The 26,357-nt window shown below is 35.2% G+C and carries 13 protein-coding genes; 1 reads left to right on the top strand and 12 read right to left on the bottom strand.

The annotated features are described in order from the left end of the window. Positions 1 to 7: 7 nt before the first annotated feature. Both Q7C23_RS09610 and Q7C23_RS09605 read right to left on the bottom strand, forming a co-directional pair. Complete coding sequence (locus Q7C23_RS09610; protein ID WP_375032323.1) at positions 8 to 508, bottom strand: glycoside hydrolase family 97 C-terminal domain-containing protein; 501 nt, start codon at positions 506 to 508, stop codon at positions 8 to 10. Between the two features lie 662 nt (positions 509 to 1,170). Further along, the gene (locus Q7C23_RS09605; RefSeq protein ID WP_375032322.1) at positions 1,171 to 3,285 is read right to left on the bottom strand and encodes a thioredoxin domain-containing protein; all 2,115 of its coding nucleotides are present in this window, start codon (positions 3,283 to 3,285) and stop codon (positions 1,171 to 1,173) included. A 296-nt stretch (positions 3,286 to 3,581) separates the two neighbouring features. Here Q7C23_RS09605 and Q7C23_RS09600 point away from each other — a divergent pair, with 296 nt between their 5' ends. Then, complete coding sequence (locus Q7C23_RS09600) at positions 3,582 to 5,048, top strand: MFS transporter (RefSeq protein ID WP_375032321.1); 1,467 nt, start codon at positions 3,582 to 3,584, stop codon at positions 5,046 to 5,048. 219 nt (positions 5,049 to 5,267) lie between these two features. Here Q7C23_RS09600 and Q7C23_RS09595 read toward each other — a convergent pair whose 3' ends face one another. From Q7C23_RS09595 to Q7C23_RS09550, 10 genes are all read right to left on the bottom strand, one after another. Then, a complete protein-coding gene (locus tag Q7C23_RS09595; protein WP_375032320.1) occupies positions 5,268 to 7,433 on the bottom strand; it encodes a beta-glucosidase in 2,166 nt (721 codons plus the stop codon). Between the two features lie 158 nt (positions 7,434 to 7,591). Further along, the gene (locus tag Q7C23_RS09590) at positions 7,592 to 9,040 is read right to left on the bottom strand and encodes a RagB/SusD family nutrient uptake outer membrane protein (protein WP_375032319.1); all 1,449 of its coding nucleotides are present in this window, start codon (positions 9,038 to 9,040) and stop codon (positions 7,592 to 7,594) included. Between the two features lie 16 nt (positions 9,041 to 9,056). Beyond that, positions 9,057 to 12,206: a SusC/RagA family TonB-linked outer membrane protein gene (locus Q7C23_RS09585; protein WP_375032318.1), complete on the bottom strand. Its 3,150-nt coding sequence runs from the start codon at positions 12,204 to 12,206 to the stop codon at positions 9,057 to 9,059. A 48-nt stretch (positions 12,207 to 12,254) separates the two neighbouring features. Beyond that, positions 12,255 to 13,448 (bottom strand): hypothetical protein, encoded by a 1,194-nt coding sequence (locus Q7C23_RS09580; protein WP_375032317.1) that lies wholly within the window; start codon positions 13,446 to 13,448, stop codon positions 12,255 to 12,257. Between the two features lie 173 nt (positions 13,449 to 13,621). Continuing rightward, positions 13,622 to 16,915: a VCBS repeat-containing protein gene (locus Q7C23_RS09575; RefSeq protein ID WP_375032316.1), complete on the bottom strand. Its 3,294-nt coding sequence runs from the start codon at positions 16,913 to 16,915 to the stop codon at positions 13,622 to 13,624. A 21-nt stretch (positions 16,916 to 16,936) separates the two neighbouring features. Further along, entirely contained in the window at positions 16,937 to 19,141 is a 2,205-nt protein-coding gene (locus Q7C23_RS09570) for an FG-GAP-like repeat-containing protein (protein ID WP_375032315.1), read from the bottom strand. 34 nt (positions 19,142 to 19,175) lie between these two features. Continuing rightward, complete coding sequence (locus Q7C23_RS09565; protein ID WP_375032314.1) at positions 19,176 to 20,660, bottom strand: vanadium-dependent haloperoxidase; 1,485 nt, start codon at positions 20,658 to 20,660, stop codon at positions 19,176 to 19,178. Between the two features lie 166 nt (positions 20,661 to 20,826). After that, on the bottom strand, positions 20,827 to 21,369 hold the full coding sequence (locus Q7C23_RS09560; protein ID WP_375032313.1) for a hypothetical protein: 543 nt from the start codon (positions 21,367 to 21,369) through the stop codon (positions 20,827 to 20,829). A 172-nt stretch (positions 21,370 to 21,541) separates the two neighbouring features. Next, complete coding sequence (locus Q7C23_RS09555) at positions 21,542 to 23,029, bottom strand: RagB/SusD family nutrient uptake outer membrane protein (RefSeq protein ID WP_375032312.1); 1,488 nt, start codon at positions 23,027 to 23,029, stop codon at positions 21,542 to 21,544. Positions 23,030 to 23,041: 12 nt separating this feature from the next. After that, positions 23,042 to 26,050 carry a SusC/RagA family TonB-linked outer membrane protein gene (locus Q7C23_RS09550; protein WP_375032311.1) on the bottom strand — a complete coding sequence of 1,003 codons (3,009 nt, stop codon included), beginning with the start codon at positions 26,048 to 26,050 and terminating at the stop codon, positions 23,042 to 23,044. Positions 26,051 to 26,357 lie beyond the last annotated feature (307 nt).

Here is a 26,357-nt window from a genome sequence, read left to right as displayed (position 1 = left end):
AACTACACTATTTATCCATTGGAGTTAATAAAATAACAAAACCTCCTCTACGGAGTAATTTTATATCAATAGTTGAATTTTTATCAACTATCATCACTTGCGAATCAAAAGCTTTATCGTGTTTGCCATCAGCAATCAAAACTGTACGGTAACTAACTCCTTCTTTCAAAAATTCTAACTTGATGTTTTTTGTTATTTCTTTATTTTCAGAAGAAGTATTTCCTCCCACATACCAAACATTTCCTTTTCTACGCCCCATAATGACGTCCTGACCCGGATAACCATCTATTAGCTTTGTATCGGCCCATGCTGTTGCTACTTCTTTTAGAAAAATTTTAGCTTCAGCCAATTCACAATATCTTTCCTGTCTGTCTGCTAAATGTTGCAAAGGAGATTCAAAAATTACGGACAGTGCCAGCTCATGCCCGTAAGAAGTGTGATGCGGATATGGCCAGGACTGACATGAGACAAGAAAAGCAAAAAACACTAAAATATTTTTTAAATTCATGATTTTAAATAATTCATTCTTATTATTTTCTTTTTACCGTAGTCGAATTATAGCTTAATAATCCAAGCGTAATGAAAAAGCCGAAAGTGTTTAAGCTTTCGGCTTTAATTTAAAAACTAACCTTACCCTTAGTTATAAACCAATTTTGTAGAATAACACTTATAACCAACATTAATTTTTAAATCCAAACTCAAAGTCTTTAATTATGTAGAGATGCCATTTTTATAAATCTCAATAAGTGTATTTATTACAAATATAAATAAAAACATTTGAAGAACAACCGGTTGCTTAATAATTTATAAGAAGAATTATTAAAAAAATATACAATAAAAAACATTCTAATCAATTTTAAAGACAAAAAAGTAAATTATATATATTTACATGATTATTTTAAAAGAAAATTTTGCCAATTTAAAAGACATACTCCATTTTTGTTACATAAGTCGTAAAAGTGAAAATCAGGAGAATTAGTCATCAAATACTTGTAAATCAATAAGATTAATGTTTGGATCCTTTGAAGAAAGGATATGGTCTAAAACAACTGGTTGCGCATTAGAATAGTATCAGTATCTAAACTTGTTAACCCTAAAGTCCTTTCTATTAATAAGGTAAGACACTACTAAAGTAAGCTTGCGAAGAATTTTTACTTGTTTAATTGTTTTCTACAAACCATTTTTTATTTTACCAACTGCCACATTTACTTCTTTCTCCGGCATTTTACAAGCTTTGTTAACGCATACATAAATGTAGGTTTGATTGTCTGCAAAACGATTTTCCAAAATAGGAAGCTTACTTTCCTTAGTCGCTCCTGCAATAAGAATATTAGGCAAATAATAGCTTTGAAGCTGGCTCGTTTTAGCTACAGCATCTTTTCCGGAAATAGCAACCTCAAAATAACTATCGGTGTAATTCAGCATTAAATTTAGCCAATTGTAATACTCTGTTGGTGCTTGTAGGACATCTGCTTTTACATTATTCAACATTTGCTGCGCCGTTTTGGAATAAGCATCATTAGAATAATAATGTCCTAATAAAAACAGATTTTGGGCAAGTACAGAATTAGAACCAGGAATTACATTATCCCCAATTTCCATTTTTCTGGTAATTAAATCTGTTGAAGTATTAGAAGTAAAATAAAACAGATTCGATTTTTTATCCCAAAAATGAGTTGTTGTGTAATCCATTAATTGTTTTGCCTTATTGAGCCATTTTTCTTCGAGCGTAATTTGATAGACAGAAATAAACGCATCAATAACTGCAGCATAATCTTCTGAAAAACCAGCAATACTACTTTTGCCTTCCTTATAACTGTGATTTAAACTTCCATCTTTTTGCAGCTGATTGATAATAATAAAATTAGCATTTTTCAAAGCAACTTCTTTATAATGTGGATTTTTAAATGCCCGATAAGCACTAACATAGCCCTTTATCATTAAAGCATTCCATGAAGTCAAAGTTTTATTATCTAAATGTGGCCTCGGTCTTTTGTTTCTAGCCGACAAAAGTATTTGTTTCCAATTTTTAATTTTAGAATCCAGTTCTGTTACCGTCAGTTTGTTTTTGATTGCAAAGTCTCTATCCGATTGTGTTTTATATAAAACATAGTTCCCCTTTTCCCACAAACCATTTTCATTGATATTGAGGTATTCCTGAAAAAGAGAAAAATCAGATTTTAACAATGTTTCTAACTCTTCTTTTTTCCAAACATAATACGCACCTTCTTCCAGTTTATTTGATTTGTTTTTACTGTCGGCATCTAGAGACGAATAAAAAGCACCGTTGGAAGCCATGAGTTCTTTTTCTACAAAATTTAGTGTTTCAACTACTGTTTTCTTATAAAATTCATTTTTGGTTGCCAGATAAGCATCAGAATACAAACTCACTAATTGTGCATTATCGTAAAGCATTTTTTCAAAATGAGGGATATGCCATTTTGAATCTACAGAATACCTGGAGAAACCGCCACCGATTGGATCGTAAATTCCTCCATTCGCCATTTTTGTCAGTGTTGTATGTACATAGGTTTGGATCGCTTTATCATTATTTTGGATACTGTAACGTAGCATAAAACTCAATGCGCCTGGCATTGGAAATTTGATATCGCCAGCTAAACCGCCTTCTTTATAATCTAATTCTTTCTGCCATAATTTTAAGGCTTCCGAAAGCGCTGAACTTTTAAAATCAGCCGGGCTATTATTAACTGAAATTAATTCTGATTTCTGAATTCCTGCTACTAATTTATCTGCATATTCACTGGCTTTCTTAGGATTTTTTTTATACAAATCAGAGATATCTGTTAAAGCTTTTGTCCATTCTTCTTTGGTAAAATAAGTCCCCCCAAATATGGGACGCCCATCAGGAAGTGCTATACAGTTTAATGGCCATCCACCTTTGCCTGTCATTAATTGTACCGCATTCATATAAATCTGGTCAATATCCGGACGCTCTTCCCTATCCACTTTTATGCTGATAAAATTGTCGTTCATTAATTTAGCCACAGCTCCATTTTCAAAACTTTCTTCTTCCATAACATGACACCAATGACAGGCAGAGTATCCTACAGAAATAATAATAAGTTTATTTTCTGCTTTTGCTTTGTCCAACGCTTCCTGATTCCATGCTTTCCAATCTACAGGATTGTGTGCATGCTGCAAAAGATACGGACTAGTTTCATTAATTAAATCATTGGTATATTTGTGATGCTCCTCAGTATGCTGTTTTTTATTACAACTAATAAAAAAACAGGAAACAATCAACAAAAGATAGAAAATACGCATATAAGTAAATGAAAAAATTGTGAATAATAATGTTGACTTTCAGTTGTTTTCTTTAAATAAGAAGCTAAAATAGCAATTTAAATTTAATAGAATTAGTACAACTAAAGAATGCTTCAAATCTGATATTAAAGGCTTCAAAATTGACAATCTTATTTCAACTTTCAAGCTATTTTTACGTTTAACATTTTATTTAAATGAAATGAAAACGAAGTGCTATTTTAATAATAAATATCGCTCTAAAATAATTTTCAAGCAACACGATGGAGATAAGCAGAAAAAAGTCAACCCGCATATTAATGAGTGATACATCGCAGAAACTTTCGGTACTGGAAAAAATAGGTTACGGTTTAGGAGATTTTGCGGCGAATTTGATTTTTCAAACCTTACTGACCTTTTTGGCTTTCTTTTATACCGATGTTTATAAAATTCCTGCCGGAACAGCAAGTATTATAATTTTTATTGGCGGGTTTATCGGCGCTTTTTTTAATATTATTATGGGCGTTATTGCTGATCGTACCCAAACCCGCTGGGGAAAATTCAGACCCTGGATATTATGGACTGCCCTACCTTTTGGAATTGGCGCTGTTCTTTCTTTTTTAACTCCAAATTTTGGAGAAAACGGAAAGATAATTTACACCTTGCTGACTTACTTTTTTCTGGTTATAATCTATTCCGCAAATAATTTGCCGTATGTTGCTTTAAGTGGCGTTTTAACCGGTGATATGAAAGAACGAAATAGTCTTTCCTCCTATCGTTTTGTAACGGTAATGGTAGCTCAATTTATAATTCAGTCTCTTTTATTACCATTGGTCTTAATTTTAGGACATGGTGATAAGGCAGTTGGTTTTAAAAATACGATGATCCTATTTGCTGTTATTGGAGTAATTTGTTTTCTAATTACTTTTTTTACTACCAAAGAAAGGATCATACCAACAAAGAACCAAAAATCTTCAATCAGGCAGGATTTTGCCGATCTGACAAAAAATGGCCCCTGGCTGGTTATGTTACTGGTTACTATTCTGGTATTTATAACCTTGTCTTTAAAAGGGGGAATGTATGTTTTCTATTTTAAATATTATTTAGATCCTGTTGCACAAACTGTATTTCTTAATGATATTGGTTTTACGGCATTTATAAACGATCTCAATAATTCATTAATAGCAATGGGATTAGTAGATTTTCAGTGGCCGGGAGATGTTCCTACTTCTGCATTTAGTCTTTTTAATGCTGGTGGAATTCTTTTTATGATTTTTGGAATTTTGTTCTCAAAATCACTTGCTGATTCTTTCGGCAAAAGAAATATCTACATCACTTTCATTTTTTTGTCTGCTTTAAGTTTGTTGCTTTTTAATTTTTACAGCAGAACAGCTATTGCAATGGTTTTTTTGACGCAATTGGCACATGGATTTATTTATGGAGTGACAATTCCTTTATTGTGGGCCATGATTGCTGATGTGGCCGATTACAGCGAATGGAAAAACAATCGAAGAGCGACTGCTACTGTTTTTTCGGCTATGATTTTCGGACTAAAAATAGGCATCAGTATTGGCGGTGCCCTTGGTGCGGCTTTTTTATCTAAATATGGCTATGTCGCTGAAGAAGTAAATCAGGTTCCGGCAGCTGTTGAGGGAATTAAATTGTGTGTGAGTATATATCCAGGCTTTATATTCATTATAAGCGCCGTTCTGTTGTGCTTTTATGTAATTGACAGGAATATGGAAATTGGAATTGAAAAAGATTTAAAGGAAAGAAGAGGAAATTAGCCCGTTTAGTTTAACGCAAAGTGCGCCAAGTATTTTTTTCGGTGTGTTTGTAATTAACTTCAGTAAGTCCGCAAAGCTTTGCGAATAAAACTTTGCGACCTTTGCGTAATCCCTTTGCGTGCCTCGCGGTTAAATTTAACGCAAATTATATGCTAAAAAAAACAGTATTACAGTTCGAAGAACGAACGATATTACTGTAAAAAAAACTATATTATTCTCTTATTGCACTGTAACAACAAGCGTACTCACAATGTTTTCAACTGATGTAGCCGTATAAAGTACAAACTGACCCGGTTCGATTTTCCATTCAGAAGTCTTCTCATCATAAAAAGCCAAATCTTTTACTTTCAATTTTAAATCAATTGTTTTTTGCTCTCCTGGTTTAAGAAATATTTTATCAAATGCTTTTAATTCTTTTTTAGGTCTCAAAACGGATGAATTTGTTTGACCAGCATACAATTGAACTACCTCTGCACCGTCTGTTTTTCCTGTGTTTTTGATAGTAAATTTTACTGTTATTTCATCATTTACACTGTATACTTTTTTATCAGCAGTAACATTAGAGATATCAAAAGAAGTATAAGACAGACCGTAACCAAAAGGATATTGAGGTTCAATTCCTTTGGTATCAAACCAACGATATCCTACCAAAATATCTTCCTCATAGTTTACTTTTAAATCGTGCCCGGGATAAGCTCCTAAAGCATGTGCGGGAGATTGGCTCAAAGTAACAGGCAACGTAAAGGGTAATTTTCCCGAAGGAAATTCTTTGCCGCTCAATACGTCAACTATAGCATTACCTGCTTCCATTCCACCGTACCAGCCCCAAACTACGGCCGGTACACGAGATTCAATACCTGCCAATTCAAGCGGAGAACCTGCAATAATAACTACAATTGTTTTAGGATTTGCTTTGGCTACTTCCTGAATTAAAGTTTCCTGGCCATAAGGCAAATGCATGTGTAATCTGTCAAATGATTCTGAATCGAAGTCATGGTTCAAACCTGCAAAAACAATTGCTACATCTGATTTTTTTGCCTGAGCCACTGCTTCTTCGATTAATTTCCAATCCACTTTGTCGGTGTTCAATTGACCGTCACTGCTTCTTTCTACAACGTGAGATTGTTTTTCATAACCTTGCGCAAAATTTATTTGCATTGCCTTTCCGTATTTAGTAGTCATAGCCTGAAGTGGTGTTACCTCGTATAGAGCTTTTATTTCTGAACTAAATCCACCACCGCAATGTGTACGGGTTGCGTTATCACCAATAACCGCTACTGATTTAATAACACTCATATTCAACGGCAAAATTTGCTTTTCGTTTTTCAGTAAAACAACTGCTTCCACTGCAGAACGGTACGCTGCCTGTTGGTGCTCTTTTGTGTTTATAGCACCTTTAATTCGTGTCTTTGGATCTAAAACTTTCGTTTTTATCATGACTCTCAGAATATTGGCTACTTTTTCATCGACTAAACTTTCTTTTATTCGCCCTTCCTGCACTGCCTTAATCAAAGGATCTGCGAAATACCAGTCATTATAATTTTCTTTTTCGGTTCCCATTTCTAAGTCCAAACCTGCCAAGGCCGCCTTTTCAGTACTGTGAACCGCATCCCAATCCGACATATAAACGCCTTTGAATTTAAATTCATCACGCAAAAGTGTTCTTCCCAAATAATCATTTTCAGTACAATAGGAACCTCTGAATTTGTTATAAGCCCCCATAACGCCTAAGACACCGGCATCAACGACAGAAGCCTTAAAACCCGGTAAATAAATTTCGCGTAAGGCTCGTTCGCTCATTGTTACATCAACGACAAAACGATTTTCTTCCTGATTATTGGCTACAAAATGTTTTACACAAGCTGCAACATCCTGATTTTGCAAAGCCTTAATATAATTGATGGAAAGCTGCGAAATAAGAAAGGGATCCTCACTCAAATACTCAAAATTTCTTCCGCAAAGTGGAGAACGAATAATATTGATTCCCGGTCCAAGCAAAACATCTTTTTTACGAAAACGTGCTTCTTCACCTAAAACGATACCACGTTGTTTTGCCAGTTCAAGATTCCAGCTTGCTGCCATGGCTGTTCCCGGAGGAAAAGAGGTTGAAGCATCATTCGTTAGTCCGGCATATTGCCAGTTATGGCGATTCATTTCTGCCCTGACTCCGTGTGGACCATCTGACAAGGCCCATTCCGGAATTCCGAGATGTTTTATTTCTTCCGTATAAAATTTAGAGTTTCCATGTAACATACCGACCTTTTCCTTCAAAGTCATTTTCTTAATTAACTGCTGAATTCTTTTTTCAGTCGAAGCATTGGTTTGCGAAAAAGAACTTTGAAAAAAAACTGAAAACAAAGCCGCAGCTATAAATCGTACTCTCATTTTATATGTTTTAGAGAACCTTTTGGGTTAAATTAAATAATTAAATTTTGAGTGTTAAATAGAAAAATACCCTAATTAACAAGCTTTCAAAAATAGAAGAATACGAAATAAATAAATCCCAATAATCAAGCATTTTATATAAGAAATGAAGCATGAAATTAAGGATTCGGCTCCATTAATTTATTTGCAGCCATTTCCCCGCTTGGAATTGGCCAGATATAATTACTACTAGTTGGCAAGACCAAAGGCGCTGTTCCAATGGAACCTTTTTTGGCTGGAAGGGTTTGTACTTTTCTTTGCAAATCCATCAAACGGAAACCTTCTCCTAAAAATTCAATATCTCGTTCTTTTTGTATGGTTAGAATCATCGCTTCTTTTGTTGCAATGTCATTTGCAGGAAAAACATAATTAGGATCTGAACGGTTTCTAACGGCTTTCAATAATGCTGTTGCCAATGTCAAATCGTCAGTATTAGCAGCTGCTTCGGCATAATTTAATAGTATTTCGGCATAACGAATTACAGGAACATAATCTCTAAAAGGTGCTGTTGTGACACTGAATTTTTTTAATATTTTTTGATTGGCCGCACTAGTTCCGATAAGACCTGAACGTGCATCAGAAACAGAAGTAAAAACCGGATCGCTTACAATTCCGGCAGCTGCGAGAAAAATAATAGGCTGCGTTAAATAATTATAAGCCAGCGCATACTGTGCAGAAGGGGTTTCGGTAGTTGAATTTGCAAAAGGAATAGAAAAAACAGCTTCAGTTCCCGTATAACTTCCTCCAAAAATAGCGCTATAATTAGGTTCTAATTTTTGGGTTAAATTTCCTTCTGTATATTGAAAAGGCGGAGTCGCAGAAACAATTTTCTTAGCTTCTGTTATTGCTTTTTCAAAATTATTCTGTACTAATAAAACCCTTGTTTTTAATGCAATTGCTGTAACTTTTTTAGCTCTGGAAGTATTTAGTAATGGCGTTGTATAACTAACCGGTAAATCTGTTTCGGCTTCATCTAAATCTTTCAGAATTTGATTGTACACCATTTCTACAGAACTTCGGGCCAAATCATTATTTCCTGAAGTTGTAATTGGCGTTAATCTCAAAGGAAGACCCAATGAGCTTTTATCCTGATTATAGGGTTTAGCATAGGTTTGAATCAAACTAAAATAACATAAAGCACGCACAAATTTGGCTTCGGCAATATAGTTTTTAGCCAGTTCTTTTGAAATCACCGTCGTTTCATTCATTTTACTAATTAGAATATTTGAAGCATTAATTGCGGTATATCCTACTGACCAAACGTTATTTACAAAATCATTTGTCGATGCCACATTTTGATTCCATACCGCAGATCCTGTTGCCGCATTTCCATCATTTTGTCCAAATTGATCTGCCCGCTGTTCATTAAAAACAATAAATCTTCCGCCATAAAAACTTTGATTTTGTAATTGTTTATACAGATTATTGGTCTGCGCCAAAATTTTTTCGGGAGTACTAAATGCTATTGATTCAGGAATACCGGTTTCGGGTTGGGTATCTAATAAATCGTCATTGCAGGCTGCCGTAAACATCAGAATAAAACAGCTCATTAAAATATATTTTTTCATCGTCTTTGATTTTAATTTAAAATCCAATATTTAAACCCAAAGTATATACTTGGGCGTTGGGCGGAACATTTTGATCTTTTCCTGAATTAATAGAGTTTCCATTGATCGAAACTTCAGGATCAGAACCTCTGTATCTGGTAAAAGTGTAAAAATTGTTTCCTTGTAAATACACATAAATAGAGCTAAAAGTGTTTTTTAGAAAAGAAAGTTCCATTGGTACATTATATCCTAAAGACACATTTTTAAATTTTATATAGGAACCGTCTTCCACTTTTGAAGTACTGGAGAATGAAAAACCAGCCGAAACATTATCACCATAATATAATTTTTGAATATCAGTAACCTGACCTGGAGTCGTCCATCTGTTTTTTATAAATTCTCCATTGTTGAAATAACGCTGATCCGAATTGGTTGCACGTGTTCCGTTATATAGTTTATTTCCCTGAGCAAAAGTCAGATTTACATTCAAAACAAAATTCTTGTAGCTGAAAGTGTTGTTCAAACCTCCAAATAATTTTGGCAAGGAAGGTCCTTGTATCACACCATCTTTGTAATTGTCTATTGCCGGAGCTGCAGTACCATCGAGATAGGTCCATTTTGGAGAACCAATATGATTGTATTGCACTTCTTTGCCTGCACTGTTTATAAAAACCATTTGTCCGTTATCCGGATTTACACCTTTTGTTGGCACCGCAAAAACAGACCCGATAGAATAGCCCACTCTTGTCATATTTTGTACTCCAAAAACACTCGGAACAAATACATCACTTGATAAAGAAGTCACTTTGTTTTCAAGAGTAGAAAGGTTCAGACTTATGTTCCAATTGAAATTTCGGTTCGTAACAGCAAGTGCATTAATACCTATTTCATAACCTGTATTGTACATCCCCCCCACATTTTCATTGATGTAATTATTTGGAATTCCCGCTGAAAGAGACTGTGGTGTTTTCAGAATCAAATCTCTAATTTTATTATTGAAGTAATCAAACTCCACTGAAATGCGATTGTTCAGCATGGCAAAATTCAGTCCTAAATCGAGTTTTGAACTGGTTTCCCATTTCAAGTTTGGATTGGCAGTTTGTGAATATCCTAAGGTTGGTGAACCACCATAAGTAGATGAATTATAAGTTCCGATAGCAGGATAATTTCCAATTTCGCTATTTCCGACAATTCCGTAACTGGCTCTCAATCTTAAGTTATCCAGAAAACCTCTTACTTTTGAATCTTTAAGAAAAGATTCTTCCAGCAGGTTCCAGCTTACAGAACCTCCTCCAAAACTACCATATTTATTTCCCTCAGGTAAAGCTGATAAACCATCAATTCTATAATTTAAGCTCAGGAAATATTTGTTTTTATAATTGTAATTTAAGTTCGAAAAATAAGAGAGTAAAGCATTTTCAGAAAGTTCATTACCTATAGGCGAAATATTCGCATAACTTCCCTGATAATTCTTATAATATGGATCAGTGACATTACTTTGAGAAGCTCCCCAGCTATCGAGCGTAGTTTTAATACGCTCGTAACCTAATAGGAAAGTGAAATGGTTGTTTTCATTAAAAGAATCTTTGTAGGTAAGCGTATTTGCCCAATCGGTTCTAGATAAATCGGTTGCTATGTTTGTTGCCACACCATTGTATGCAGCTCCTCCTCCATGAATTGGATTTAAAAACAATTTATTTTCAAGATCAATTGTATTCAATCCATAACTCGTTCTAAAGATTATTTTTTTGGTGATGTCAAACTCTCCATATATATTCCCCAAAAGCGATTTACTGATCGAAGTCGTTAAATCAAGTTCCTGTACCATGGCCAGATTGTAGGCATTAATTGTTCCGATAATCGATGGAATATTAGCGCCATAACCTACACTTATTCCGTTTTGAATACTATAAGAACCATCTGGATTGTAAACTGGTACATTCGGAGGTAACACATAGGTCATTCTTCCTAAAGGTTCATTGGTAATATATTCTGTGTTATAAGTGGAGGATGATAAAGTGTTTCCTGCTACCGCCCCTGTATTCGGACCTACATTTTTGGCCCTGCTATAGGAGAGATTAATTCCGACCCGAATGGACCTGTTAACTTCATGACTAAGGTTTAAACGTGTCATGTAATTTTGAAAGGTGTTGTTTTTAATAAAACTATTTTGATTGGTATAGTCTACAGAAAAATAGTATTGAGTCGTTTCATTACCTCCAGAAATATTAAGATTCTGATTGCTTGAAATCCCAGGTTCATACGCTACATCGTACCAATTGGTATCAACTGTACTTCCGTCAGGATTTTTGGATAAGAAAAAACCCGGTGCTTTACCTGCATTGACCAAAGCTTCGTTTTTGATCATCGTATAATCTTCTGCATTTAATAATTTAGGCAAATTATAAGGTGTGCTTCGGCTGAACCAGGTATTGTAATTGAATCTTGTTTTGCCTTTTTTTCCTTTTTTAGTGGTAATAACCATAACACCATTTGCTGCTCTGGAGCCATAAATGGCTGCGGCCGAAGCATCTTTCAATACATCGACAGTGGCAATATCATTAGGATTAATACCTGAAAGTGGATTGTTACCTACAAATCCACCCAAAGAACCTGTGAAAACAGCCACTCCATCTACCACAATTAAAGGGAAAAGCCCAGATGTAATCGTATTCAAACCCCGAACCCTGATAACTGGTGTATTGTTTAAAACACTTGTAGATTGTATTACATCAATTCCTGTTCCCTGACCGCCTAAAAGCTGATCGAAACTGGTCGAAGGACGATTTTGTAGTTGTTTTGCTGAAACCGTAGCAACAGAACCGGAAAACTCCGATTTTTTTTGAGATAAATAACCACTCGAAATCAGCACTTCATCTAATTGATTAGAATCTCTGATTAGTTTTATATTTAATGAGTCAAAAGTATTCACCACAATTTCGTGCGTCTTATATCCTATAAAACTTACGGTCAATGTAACAGGCAATTTTTGATTCTGAATATGAAATTCGCCATTTTCATTAGTGATAATTTCTTGCCTTTCTGACTCAATGGTTACGCCGCTCAATGGCAAACCATTTTTACTATCTACGACTATCCCATTCAGATTTTGCTGTTGTGCCTGCATCTGGATGCTAAGCAAAAAGAAGAAACAGCATACTAACTTTATATATTTTTCTCGAAACATATTCTAAATATTGATTTTAAATTAAAAAGGGCTTCCCTCTGAAGTTCCTTAAGGCATCAATAGCTTCATTTTTTTGCCTAAACTAAATCGGTACGAGTAACCTAAATTGATAGAATAATCTGCGAAAGCGGCATCTCCCTGCACGTGCACATATTTGGATGGATCCGTGATAGTTGAATTTTGCAAATTCTGACTGGCAATATCAGCAGCACTCTGAATACGGTTTTTTACGATATTATAGGGGATAAACAAACTAAAATTATGTTTTCCGATATGATAAGCAAAACCATATTCGATTGCGATAACATAACCAGGACGACGATAAGCAACCTGGCCTCCAAAAGCATCATACGCCGGAATTCCTTCAATTCTTCCGGCAAGTGAAACACTAAAATTTTCTTTTTTATCTATTGCTGCAGACAATCCTGCCCTTGCAAAATACTGGTCGGGACAAGCATAAATTTCGTAGCCTTCAAGACCTGCTTTTGGTGGTGATTTAAAAGTGCCGTTTGATTCTTTTGGGTTGAATAAATAATAGCCGTTTGCAAATCCGTAAAGACGACTGGTTATTTGTCGGAATACTTGTAGTTCTGCCGATACTCCAATTCCGCCATCGCCCGGCTGAATGGCCTGATCCATTATTACACTTTTTGTCGTGCCGTCGGTTTGTGGGGCGTCATCCATTTTAGAATGGCTTCCGGTATTTAGCTTTACTCCCAATCCTAGCATTAAATTGCCTTTATGAGCCATTTTTGGATCAAAAAGCCAATAATTCACACTTACTCGGGCGTCTGCAAAACCTTGTGCATAAACGCTGTATCTAAGCGTATCTTTTACAGGCGTTGCCTGTCTTAGCACCTGAGAACGTTCGTTGTGCACATAAGGTAATGTGGCGTTGATCTGGATTCTATTCGTAATTCCGTACGAAAAATTAAAGTCAAGTGCATGCGAATAAATATTTACGGCATTACCCTGCTCTACACCATTTGCGTCATGTCCGCCCCCTGTGGTTTGACGCTCTAATTGCTCTTCCTTACCAACAAAATGTCTCCAGGAATGAAAATAACGGTAATTTGTTCCTACCTGAAATTCGCCTTTGTTTAAATTGTAGGAACTGGCAGAATTCATAAAAAGGCCTCCCATTTGACGTACAGCCACACAACCCTGAGCACTAATTTTTTGGGTTTGAAAAGCGATTAAAAACAATATTACTAAGTATAATAATGATGCTATTTTTTTCATGATTTTGGTTTGATTTTATTTTCTAAAAACGAATTGAATTATAAAATTTTAGAAAAACAGCTAATTCGCTGAAAACATTAAATAATGTGTACAACAATACTTTACAAGACCACTTTGGGTCTTGTAAGTATTGTGAAACAACCATTTCAGTAAGATGTTTTTTATGAAAGGCTTTAGTTAATTCTCACACTTTGTAAAAACGAATTGTTTTTAGTGACCAGGAGATACGTTTTCCCTTTTACATTAATTTTTTCCATGTTTTTAACATCGCCCGGAGTAAAAAATCCGCTTTCAGTTGCTGCAACTGATTTGAATTTCCCTTTACCATCTCCTTTTAAAAACAATCCATGACCAGCATCGTTTCGAGGTGTTTCAACTTCGGAGTTGTACATGTTACCGGTTATTAAAACATCTAGTTTACCGTCTTTATCGTAATCATCAACCATTATTTGATTGATGCAGGTAAGCTGTGCTTCAACGGGTAGTTCGTGAATGATGAACTTACCATTTTTATTCTCTAAATAAATACTGGCGAATGATTTTACTTTATAATGCAGGGCTTCCTTCAGTGATTTTTCTGTGTAAACATCAACCAAAGTGGCTTCTGAAAAACTCTCGTAGTCTTTGAATTTCTTCTTGATATTTGGAATTTGCTGAGACGAACAGCCACGGCCACGCACCGGATATTGTTTTCCATCATTGTAGTAACTCAACACAATGTCTTTGTGTTTGTTGTTGTCGAAATCTTTTACATAAATATCAAAGGTTTCACTAGGAGTCGCTTTGTATTTGTAATTCAAACCATTGTTTCCTACAATATAATCCATATCGCCATCATGATCAAAATCGCCTTGCTGAATGCTCCACCACCAACCTGTGGTATCATCATTAAGTCCCATGTTTTTTGTTACCTCTTTGAATCCGGAGGCAGTATTTTGAAAAATACGGATAGGCATCCATTCGCCCACCACAATAATATCGGCTAATTTGTCATTATTAAAATCGGTTATTACGGCACTTGTAGCCATTCCTAAATTGGTAAATTCTTTAGGGGCTTTTTTAGAAACTTCAAATTTTGGCTGAGTTGCAGTGCTTATGTTATGCAACAAATAAGTAGTTGCCGGTGATGGGTATTGTCCCGGAACCTGTCTTCCTAAAACTAACAAATCTTGTTTTCCATCTTTATCATAATCAATAGGGTACACTTTTGAACCACTAGTCAGCATCGTTGGCAATACTCCTTTTGGAGCTTTTGTAAAATCACCTTTCCCGTTATTGATGTACAATCTGTCTTGTAATTTTGGGTCGTTAACCAAGAATTCGTAACCACCGCTCACTACATACAAATCATTATCGCCATCATTATCAGCATCAAAAATTAAGGCTCCTGTATCTTCACTCGCTTTATCATCTTCAAGTGCCTGACTGTTTTTTTCTACAAAACCATTCTTTGTCTGCATAAATATTTTTCCTGAATAGGTTGCAGAACCTCCAATAAAATAATCATCCAAACCATCTCTATTTAAATCTCCAACTGCAATAGCAGGCCCAAAAGTCGACATTTTATGAGGCAATAAAACCTGATCTTTAAAATCATCGTACTTATTTTCTTCGTGTTTGAAAGCCGGAAAAACGGTGTTTTCAGTGGCAAACAAATGGGTTCTAGGTGCTGTTTTCACAGCTATTTCTTCTTTAGCATCCTGCTCTTTAAAGCTTAATGTTTGATTCACTTTAACATTCGATAATTTTTGCACTTTCCCGTTTGTCCAGACTACTTTAACTTCATCGATCGTTTTATCTTTACCCACACCAAAATGCAATTCTGGAGCCACAGATGATTGAAATCCTCTGGTTAAAGTAAGTTCCTGCATCTGAGTTCCTTTTTTCGTTTTTATGTAAACACGGTTGCCTAAACCAAAAGTATTTTTAGTATTTCCTTTAAAATTTACTTTTATGTAATTATTAAGTTTAGAACTTGAATTTTCAAAAACAGAGGCATAATCGTCGATATTATTGACAACCAAATCTAAATCACCATCGTTATCCAAATCGGCATAAGCTACACCATTTGAGAAACCTTTGAATTCAATTCCCCATTTTTTATTGGCTTGTTCAAAATTTAAATTCCCTTTGTTTTGAAACATAAAATTATCAATCTTCTCTGAAGGAATTTCTTGTGACTTCTTTAGTAAATCTTTTGGCTGTAGATTAAGCGCTTCTAAACTATGAAAGAAATCATTGTTATTAATTTCTCTTCTTGTTCCATTTGTTACAAACAAATCTTTATTTCCGTCATTATCAAAATCGGCGAATAAAGGTCCCCAGCTCCAATCGGTAGATGAAGTTCCTGTAATACGTGATACATTACCAAAATGCGGAATACCATTTTCATTAACTCCTGTATTCAGCTGCATGCAATTGTGCATGTATTGATAATTGAAACCCGCATCGACAACATCCCAAAAAAGTTTCGGATTCATACTGGACATATTGGCTTTTTTACGACGATTGTCTTTTGCATCCATGTCTACCTGAAAAACATCTAAATTTCCATCGTTGTTGAAATCAGAAATATCTACACCCATTCCGTAAAAAGAATTATGCGCCATAGCCTCTTTTACTACTTCCTTAAAAGTACCGTCCTGATTGTTGATGTACATAAAATCAGGTGAATTGAAATCGTTAGAAACATAGATATCCGGCCAGCTGTCGTTGTTTAAGTCACCAACCGTAGCGCTTAATGATAATCCATAATTTTTTACGCCGGCTTGTTCGGTGACATTGGCAAAATGATTTCCGTCGTTTCGATATAAATGTCCTGATTCATTGTCTTTGACATTACGCATCATTTGAACGTAATCACCTGTGGCAGAATTGAATCTTGTTGGTGGATAATTGGCTACAAATAAATCTAAATCACCGTCTTTATCGTAATCAAAAAAGGTTCCCTGAACGCTGTTTCCTATATCATCAATTCCGTATTCTTTGGCTTTTTCCGTGAAAGTTCCATTGCCATTATTGATGTATAATTCATTGTTTTTAGGGCCGAATTTACCTCCTACGCTACAATAAATATCCAAAAAACCATCACCGTTTACATCGGCCATCGCAACGCCACTGTACCAGCGAGAATCACCACCCACGCCGGCTTTTTTGGTAATATCTTCGAATTTTAATTTTCCTTTGTTCAGATATAGTTTATTGGATACCTGATTTCCAGTAAAGAAAATATCCACCAGTCCATCATTATTAATATCTCCGGTGGCAACTCCTCCACCCAAATAAATATAATTGTAAGTAAAGTAATTCAGTGAATCATTTTCTTTCAGATTATTACTAAAATCAATTCCAGTGTCAGAACGATCTAAGGTAGTAAAGATCTTCTCGTCTGATTCTTTAGAACAGCTAACAAGTATTAATAAACCCAGAAGGCTAAAAAAAGTTACTTTTATTTTTATATTTTTCATATTTATGATTGTAATGTTTTTTTAAATACAAACGGGAGAATGTGCTCCGGCCGTTGAAAAAATAGTTCGTTTAATGTCTATTTTCGAGAAGTTATTTTCCCCTTCAATAATTTTAATGTATTGATTGGGTTTTATGCTTTTAAACACTTCTTTCTTTTGGTTTTTGGGCCAGGTAATTTCGATCTGATCAATTATTTTCGCTTGTCCAATCCCGATCTCCATTCTTAAAGCCGACGCTCCAAAGCTACCACCTGAGTTTAAGATTCTGTACACCGATCTGGAAACACCGTTTTCTTTGAAAGTGACTTTTACTTTGGCTCCAATGGCAGAACGATTGCTTTCTGTACCTTCTAATTGTAATTTTATCCAGCGATTATTGTTTTGACCCGGGTTCATGTATAAGGAATTACTAAAAGCATCTCCAAAATAAGCACCACCAACTTCAATAAAAATATCGGAATCGCCGTCATTATCAAGATCATTAATAGCCACGGCATGCCCTTTTTGCAAGTTTCCTACACGTCCTGAAACCGTAACATCAGCAAATTTTCCGTTGCCCATATTTCTAAATAATCGATTAGGTGCCAGTGATTTATAATCCGGATTTCCTGTTCCGAGGTACATATCAAGAAAACCGTCATTATCAATATCTCCAAAATTGGATCCCATTGCAAATACGGTTTTACTTAGTCCCGATTCTTTAGAAACGTCTGAAAAAGTGCCGTCATGATTATTATGATACAAATACATTTTACTGCTTTCGTTTGGAATATTCAAGGCTTCCATAGCAATTTCACCCGCAATAGACCCATTATATTGATAACCACAAACAAAAATATCCTGCCAGCCATCGTTATCGTAATCCCAAAACCAGGTTGGAAAAGTCATAACATTAATGCCTGCCAATCCAGCCTGATCTGTAACGTCTGTAAATTGCGGAATCCCATTTTTGAGTCCGGTATTTTTTAATAAAATTTTTCTCTTATTCATTCCGGAAAGAAACAAATCGATATCGCCATCATTATCGTAGTCTGCCGCTGTTACCCCTTTTATATACGCAACAACATCACATTTTGCGACTTTGGCAACATTCGTAAAGGTACCATCCTGATTGTTCAGATATAATTCTGAAGGATAAGATTCATCTGATGATTCGTTGCCTATGAATAAATCCAGATAACCATCGTTATTAAAATCATTCCAGGTTCCGGCCTGAGTTGGAAATTCAGAGTACAATCCGCTTTTAATGGTTACATCAGTAAAAGTACCATCGCCATTATTGCGTAAAAGCGAATTCGGCTGTCTTCCGTATTTACGCATCCAGGCACCTCTCAAAACAAAAATATCGGTATCACCATCATTGTCATAATCTGCCTGTACCATACTTAACCCTCCTTTGAATCGGCCTATTTCTGAAACTTTAGAATTATCGGTATATTTTCCTTTTTGATCGTTTTGATAATAATGCATCACACCATCCAGGCTCCAGTCAGAAGTCATAATATCTAAATAGTTGTCGTTATTGAAATCATCCACAATAACACCTCCCGACATATTTCTTCCTTTTATACCTGCGTTTGCGGCAACATCCAGAAAAGGTTTTATACTATAGCCTGAATCTTTATTCAGATTCGGTATCAGCCATTGTTTGGGAACTTCTGACGGATATTCGCCTAGTGTCATATAGGCTACATTGAGCAGCCATCTTGATTCGTAATCATTAGGGTTTATCGCTAATAACTTTTTATAAACGGCAATTGCTTTTTGAGAACCCTCACGTATCGCATGAATTCCATTTTTTTGTATGGGCATAATACAGGATTCCGGATTATGGTAATTCACACAATTTTGTTTTTCACCGAGTCTCATGTATGCAATGCCTAAAGCTTGTAGTGATTTCACATCGTCTTTGCCATCCAGCTTCTTCATTCTGTTAATGGCACTTTCGATAGTGGCTACAGACTCCGCTTCCTTTCCGAGCTTTAATAATGCATTTCCTTTATTTAACTCGTTCGTTAATTTAAAAAAACCTTCATCTGAACTCTTGATTATAGAATCATAATAAGCCACTTCCGTTTTTGAAGCAAATGCATTTTCTTTCACATCGTACATTTTTTTTCTGGCCTCCAAAATCTTAATCATTTTGTCATTTGGATTAGAAAAATAATCACAGGATTGTGCTAAAGCAGCTGTTACAAATAGCAATATTAACTGTTTAATTTTCATAATTAAAACATTTTAGATTGGGTTAATCCTGCTATTATTTATCGAACTTTTTGTTTCCTATATGAAAATTATAAAACTTCCAAACTTCATGGGCCACATTTCTGCCCAGCTTTAGTCCTTCAACATTATCTGCCTGGATATGATAGCCTCCCATTACTCTGGAAATTCCTGCCATATTTGCTGTTTCTGTAAAGGTTGGGAATTTAAGCACAACAGGTTTTCCGATGTTGTTTGGTTCTGTCATTGATCCTGGCGTATTACAGATTGCAGATTCTCCAAAAGTATCACTTCCGGTCCATAGTTTTAATGCTTCACCGCAACCGCCACTAATTGTACTGTGTCCGGAAACATAACCTGGAAAAGCGGGACATAAAAAAATATCCGGCGAGTAAGGTCTCCAATCTTGACCTTTCATTTCTATATTTCCAAAACCTGGTCCGCCCCAGGCTTTTATAGTCTGATCTTTATAATAGTAATGTACTAATGCATAAGGACGGGCAAAGTCATAAAACATTTTTGTATCCCAGCATGCTATAAAGCAATCCATAGCAGTTACCTGATTATAAAAAAACATTTTTACATCCTGATCTAAAGTATGATTATCACGTCTGGAAACATCCTGAGCAAATTTTAGCCAATGTCCTGCCTGTTGTACTGATTTTGGACCATCACGCATAAATTCTACCAATGCTTTTTGTTCATTGGTAAGATTATATTGTAAATCAAGTAGTTCTTTAACTTCATTTTTAAGTTGTTCTGAATCCAATGCAGGTGGGGGTATAGGGCGAAATTGATCACCTGATTTTAATCCTACAGGCTTTACTTTGTTCCAAAATGGAGTAGCGCAGCCTGGTGCAAACTTACCGCCTTTTCCATCTGAAAAATATTTTGGCTGCCAATGAGCTACATCAATCATTTCGTCAGGCGAATTGACCGGATTATAATTTACATAGTTAAAATAGGGAGTTCCATTTGAACCATTTTCTTCTCCATATTGATTTGATCCATCATGTTTTCTTGCTTCAATTACTGCTTTTGCTGCTAAATTACCTATTCCTGCAGGCGTTTTAGGGTCGAGTGACTTATCATTAGGATCCAGACCTAATTTAACCATAAAAGCTACAAACAAATCTTTGTCTGAAAAATAATATTCACATAATGCATTATAGGCAGCATAACTGATAGCAATCTCCTTATTTTTGAGTGTCTGTTCTTTATTAGGTCTTCTTTCTATATTTTTTAAATATACAGGAATTGCTTTTTGATCATAACGGCTCCAGGCATCAAAAACAGCAACAAATGTTAATCCTAAAAAACGGGAAGTCACTGTTGGTCTTGGTTTAAATCTATCAGTATCATTACCAGTGGCAACAACTGCGATTTGCGACCATTTATAGGCCATATTATTTTCTCCAGTGGGTTCTTTAATTTTAGTTTTATCCTCTTTAGTCTGAGCAAATATGGTTGTAGTTAAAGCACTACATAATAGTACTTTAAACAAAAATCTATAAATTTTCATTTTTGGTTGGTTTATATGGTTGTTAGATAGCTTTTTTTCAATTGAGATTAATTGACGTTGTATGCTAAATTGTAAATAAGCAGATTTAACCCTTAGCAGAAACTAAATAATTAGCTTCTAAGAATGGTAATCAAATGCTATTTACATTTTGACATCAAAGGAAATGCTATACCATATCGGGAGGAGGATAATTGGCAGTAAAATATCCCGAAAGAATATTTTGTTGTGGAGGGTATGAATGTAAAGTAACAGGGGACACTAATTTTATAGAAGTAGTTATAAAAATTATTGCGTTTCCCGCAATGTAATCCTGCATAAAGGATTTCATTAATTTTTTGCCTGGATTTTCTTTATTTGAACTATCATCAAATAACTGACTATCGACAATTTTTTTTAAATCTTTATTTAAAGCTTCATTATGAGAACTCTTTAGGCAATATAATTTTAAAACATTGTTTTGAATTCTTTTCTTAAAGACATGATAAGTTTTATTGTTGATTACAAAATCTTCATTGGCATCTTCAATACCAGAATCTACAACATAGGCATAAGGCGTAATTTTAATTTCAATTATTTCAAAATTTGAACTGTTAGTTTTCTCCATAGCAGTCACCCACACTTGCTCTTTTTGTTCAGCAAACATGATATAAAATCCTAAAACATTGTAAAACAACGTTACGATTAAAAAAAGTGAAGCAATTCTTTTCATTTGAATAAAACTGAGGCCTGCCTTAAAATTTATTTAAATTTTGAAAACTAAAGTCTTTAGTAAATAATCTGGTGTTTACAAAAGTGTAACGTATTGATAAACAGCGCATATTTAAATGCGCTGTTTGTCAAATACTAACTTAAACTAACTCAAACTAACAAACTTAACCCACTTAGTAACCAGGATTGTTATCACTTGGTTTTATATTTGGATTTGAAGTTGTTTCTCTATTTGGTATTGGCCATAACTCACTTTTACCAGCCGTGAAACCAGTTCCAGCCAATTCAGTATTGGCAATACCCCATCTTATAATATCATCAAAGCGAACTTGCTCACCAGCTAATTCTACCTTACGTTCGTGAACAAGAGCTGTAAACACCTGGTCTTTTGTAAGCGTTGTAGCCAGTAAAGGTACATTTGCTCTAAGACGAACCTGATTAATGTATCCAATAGCAGTTGCCTGTACCCCACCGGCTCGCATGCTTTCACATTCTGCCATCATAAGCAATACATCTGAGTAGCGCATAACTTTGAAGTTGATACTTGAATCCAGGTTTTCATCTGTACGCTTGTAGTAGTTTTGATATTTTTTCCAACCTGCTCTTCTAGGACCTGCAGATGATGAAAAATTAGCTGCTGTCATAGTATTAGCACCATTATTGTATTTTGATCCCGGAACATAAAAAGTATCTCCAAAACGTTTGTCACCAGGCTCGTACTCATCTAATATATCATCTGATGGATACACGTTATACCAGCCAAGGTTACCGTATTCCTGTCCTCTTAGTGTAGATTCAGCAACACCTTCTCCTGTAGTATCACTACCCCATTTGTCTGCTACTCCTAAATTTTCATCGTACTCAATTTCAAAAATGGATTCCGGACCATGCTCGGTTTCATCCATGAAGTTATTATAGAAATTAGACTCTAAGGTAAATCCTGTAACATTCTTAAAAGCAGCTAACGCTTCATCATACTTTTTTTGATACAATAACGCCTTTCCCAAATAAGCATATGCTGCTTCTTTTGTAGCTCTTCCTTTTTGTTCAGTACTTTTGCTTAAAAGGTTTTTAGAAGCAAAATCAAAATCAGCTTCAATCAATTTATATACATCCGCTTTAGGGCTTCTTGCAGCACCAACTACGGTAGTACTACTAGTATAAATTGGCAAATCACCAAAACGAGGTACTAAAAGAAAATAGTAATACGCTCTTAGAAAATGCGCTTCTGCTAAAAATTTATTCTTTCTTTCCTGGCTCAGTGCTGAATTTGATAAAGCATTAATTTTATCAGCATTATCCAGTACAAAATTTGCTTTTGCTATTCCTAAATAACAGGTTTCCCAGTAAAACTGGATTATATCACTGCTGGCATCAAAAGAAAAATTTAAAAAAGGTACTTTATTTCCTTCTAATTGTGGATTTCCTTTGTTTTCCTGTGACATATTGTCTAAGGCAAAGAAAATATGCCTTGCATAAAGCCCTCTTGTCTGCAGGTTAGCATAAGCAGCATTTACCGCAGATTGTACCTGAACTTCATTTTTAAAGTAAGTCTCAGGGGACAATTGATTTGGATTAGTTAATTCTAAATCACTATCGTTACATGAATTTATTGCAAAAATCCCTAACAATACTACCACTATATATTTTATTTTTTTCATCGTCTTTTTGTATTAAAATGTAACTTCAAGGCCAAATATTACTGATTTTGGTTGTGGATATCTTCCGACATCAATTCCTGCAGAACCTAAAGTAGTGTCTACACGTGCAATTTCAGGATCTAACCCAGAGTAATCAGTAATAGTAATAAGATTTTGACCACTTACGTAGAATCTTAAACGTTGAAAATACTTAGCGAATGAATCATCTGAAAACGTATACCCGATAGTAACATTTTTCAACCTTGTAAAAGAACCATCTTCAACATAACGCTGACTCGCATTTGCATAATTTTGACTCGCACCCTGAGCTCGTGGCAATGTTGCCGAAGGATTGGTAACCTCTCCGTTTACAACAATAGATCGGTCTAAAACATCGGTACTAGCGTTGAACAAACGTGGCATCGCTTCTAAATCGAATTTATTTGCATTAAAAATTTCATTTCCTGATACTCCTGTTATAAAAGCAGTAAAATCGAATTTTTTATAAGCTGCGGTAAGGTTTAAACCATATGTAAAATCAGGATATGGATTTCCGATATTTGTTTTATCCTCTGAGTTGATTACTTTATCTCCATTGCGATCCACAAATCGGATATCACCTGGCTGAAAAGTGGTCTGACCCGGAAGAAGAGCAGCATTTACCTCTGCCTGATTTTGATAGATTCCGTTGGTTTCATACCCCCAAAAGTAAAATACTGGCTGGCCTACTTCTAATCTTGAGAAATTTTCTATACCAGATCTTCCTGATGGTCCGCTTACAACACTGGTTACACCTGGAGCTAAACCAGTTACTTCATTTTTACTCGTACCTAAAGTGGCTGTTGCAGACCAGGTAAAATCTCCTTTTCTGTCGTTGTAGCCCAAAGATGCTTCAAACCCGTGTGTCTTCATATCGGCAACGTTTTGAAATTGAGTTCCACCAGGAACACCTACAGATGCCGGAAGTGGTACTCTAAAAAGAATATCACTGCTTATGTTGTTAAAATACTCCACAGAACCAGTGAATGCTTCATCAAATAATCCAAAATCCAAACCTATGTTTCTGTCTTTTTTAGATTCCCATCTCAAATTTGGATTAGCCGCACCTCCCGGAGTAACACCAATTTCTGGTTCACCGTCAATAGGGTATATATAATTGGACGACAAAGTAGGGCTGTATTGGTAATTGTCTAAGGAATCATTACCTGTTGTTCCTATACTACCTCTAAGTTTTAATGTACTAAAAACAGAATCTGCCATAAAACTTTCTTTTGCAATATTCCATCCTAAAGCAATAGAATAATAATTACCGTAACGGAAGTTATTTCCAAAACGAGAACCACCATCTCTACGACCTGAAACAGCAAATATGTATTTATCATCATAATCATAATTGATACGGGCGATATAACCTAAATTATTAGTTTCTGAACTAGTAGACGCCAAATTAGAAAGGTTATTACTTAACTGATCTATTTCGTCTGTAATCGAGTTACGGCTTCCCGCTACTATATTCTGAAATTTATTTTCAATTTTAGTTATAACTCCTAATACCTCAAGATTATGTTTTTCTGCAAAAGTTGTTTTGTAGGATAAACTATTATCAAAAACAATGCTTTGCCCCTGAGTATTTGTTTCTGCAATCGAAGCATAAGCCTGTTGATGAGCCCCACCATCAGCATAGCTTGGAATAAAGGTATGATCTTCAGTTGTGTAATAATCTAAGGAAACCTGTGACTTGAATTTTAAACCTTTATAAATTTCTAATTCGCCATAAATGTTTCCTATAATAGATAATCCTTTAACTTCCTGATATCCTAAATTTGCTATACGTACCGGGTTTTCAGCATCCTGCCCGTCTAAAGCAGAAGTAGGTCCCTGATATCCACCATTATTAGCTGAATTGTAGATCGGTAAGTAAGGCGCCATTTTGATAGCATGTTCCAATAGGGCTCTACCTCCTGAGGCACGCTCCGGGTTAGTAGTACTAAAAGACACTCCAATATTACTTCCAATAGTTAACTTACCTATATTTTGTGTATTATTGGCTCTGAAAGAATAACGCTCAAAACCAGTACCTATAAGTGCACCTTCCTGTTTTAAATATCCTGCAGAATAACGACTTGAAGAACTCTCAGTTCCGTTTGAGAAGCTCAGATTATAATCCTGCATTAAACCATCCTGAAAAACCTGATCCTGCCAATTGGTATTGATATTACCAAATTCCGCTGCTCTTGCTGTTAAGTCACTTCCTAAATCCTTAGCATACTTAAGATATTGTTGTGTATTCATAACATCAAATCTTTTTGTCACGGTTTGAAAACCAGCGTAAGTACTAAAATTTAATTGACCAGGGCCCTTTTTTCCTTTTTTGGTCGTTACCATAATTACCCCGTTAAAAGCTCTCGAACCATATAAAGCCGTTGTTGAAGCATCTTTTAAAACTGACATGGATTCAATATCGCCTGGATTTAGTCCTGATAAATTACCTACCAAAACACCATCTACTACATATAAGGGGTTAGTATTATTCATTGTACCCAAACCACGAATATTAACTGTCGGATTAGAACCCGGTGAACCATTAACAACGGTAACACCTGCCGCTCTACCCTGCAATGCTGACTCTGCATTAGTAATAGGTACTGCCGTAATGTCTTTTGAGGTTACTGTCGAAATTGCTCCGGTAACTTTTGTTCTTTTTTGAGTACCGTAAGCTACTACAACTTCCTGTAAGGTTTGTGTTGATTCTGCTAATGTTACATTAATTGTAGTACTGGTTCCTACAGTAATAGTTTTAGTAACTAATCCAACAAATGAAAATGTAATTCTATCGTTCGAATTAACGTCTTTTAAAATGTATTTACCATCAAAATCTGTTGATGCGCTATTTTTTGAGCCTTCCACATTAATACTGGCTCCAGGCAAAGGAACTCCTGAGGGATCCACAACCACACCCTGTATGGTCTTTGATTGTGCCATCACATTCTGATAGCTTATCATTAGCAATGCGATTATTGCAAATTTTAATTTTAACATCATATTACTTGGTTTTTTGTTTAGTTTAAATAATTGTTGGTTGTAAAGTTTTTTTGCTATTTATGTATTGAAATAATCTAGCTTTTAAATTATTTATTACCCTTTCAAAATTTCGAAAATTAGAAATAGGATCTTCTAATAATTTTCTACTTTTCTAATCATAAAGTAGTGGACCTAAATTTTGATTGTGGAAAAAAGAGCTGCTTAATACACAAATGTTGGTTTCATTTCATGTTTTAAATTGGTTTAAAATTGTTAATAAAGGCTTCATGGTTATTTGATATTAGTTAATTCAAAAATAGAACGTTAA

The organism is Flavobacterium sp. LAR06, assembly GCF_041946075.1.
Classification (GTDB): domain Bacteria; phylum Bacteroidota; class Bacteroidia; order Flavobacteriales; family Flavobacteriaceae; genus Flavobacterium.
This window is presented reverse-complemented; position numbering and strand designations above follow the sequence as displayed.

Bases quoted from the DNA above. Each gene is read 5' to 3' on its own strand.
- Q7C23_RS09610 (WP_375032323.1), bottom strand. From the start codon at position 508: ATGAATTTAAAAAATATTTTAGTGTTTTTTGCTTTTCTTGTCTCATGT.
- Q7C23_RS09605 (WP_375032322.1), bottom strand. From the start codon at position 3,285: ATGCGTATTTTCTATCTTTTGTTGATTGTTTCCTGTTTTTTTATTAGT.
- Q7C23_RS09600 (WP_375032321.1), top strand. From the start codon at position 3,582: ATGAGTGATACATCGCAGAAACTTTCGGTACTGGAAAAAATAGGTTAC.
- Q7C23_RS09595 (WP_375032320.1), bottom strand. From the start codon at position 7,433: ATGAGAGTACGATTTATAGCTGCGGCTTTGTTTTCAGTTTTTTTTCAA.
- Q7C23_RS09590 (WP_375032319.1), bottom strand. From the start codon at position 9,040: ATGAAAAAATATATTTTAATGAGCTGTTTTATTCTGATGTTTACGGCA.
- Q7C23_RS09585 (WP_375032318.1), bottom strand. From the start codon at position 12,206: ATGTTTCGAGAAAAATATATAAAGTTAGTATGCTGTTTCTTCTTTTTG.
- Q7C23_RS09580 (WP_375032317.1), bottom strand. From the start codon at position 13,448: ATGAAAAAAATAGCATCATTATTATACTTAGTAATATTGTTTTTAATC.
- Q7C23_RS09575 (WP_375032316.1), bottom strand. From the start codon at position 16,915: ATGAAAAATATAAAAATAAAAGTAACTTTTTTTAGCCTTCTGGGTTTA.
- Q7C23_RS09570 (WP_375032315.1), bottom strand. From the start codon at position 19,141: ATGAAAATTAAACAGTTAATATTGCTATTTGTAACAGCTGCTTTAGCA.
- Q7C23_RS09565 (WP_375032314.1), bottom strand. From the start codon at position 20,660: ATGAAAATTTATAGATTTTTGTTTAAAGTACTATTATGTAGTGCTTTA.
- Q7C23_RS09560 (WP_375032313.1), bottom strand. From the start codon at position 21,369: ATGAAAAGAATTGCTTCACTTTTTTTAATCGTAACGTTGTTTTACAAT.
- Q7C23_RS09555 (WP_375032312.1), bottom strand. From the start codon at position 23,029: ATGAAAAAAATAAAATATATAGTGGTAGTATTGTTAGGGATTTTTGCA.
- Q7C23_RS09550 (WP_375032311.1), bottom strand. From the start codon at position 26,050: ATGATGTTAAAATTAAAATTTGCAATAATCGCATTGCTAATGATAAGC.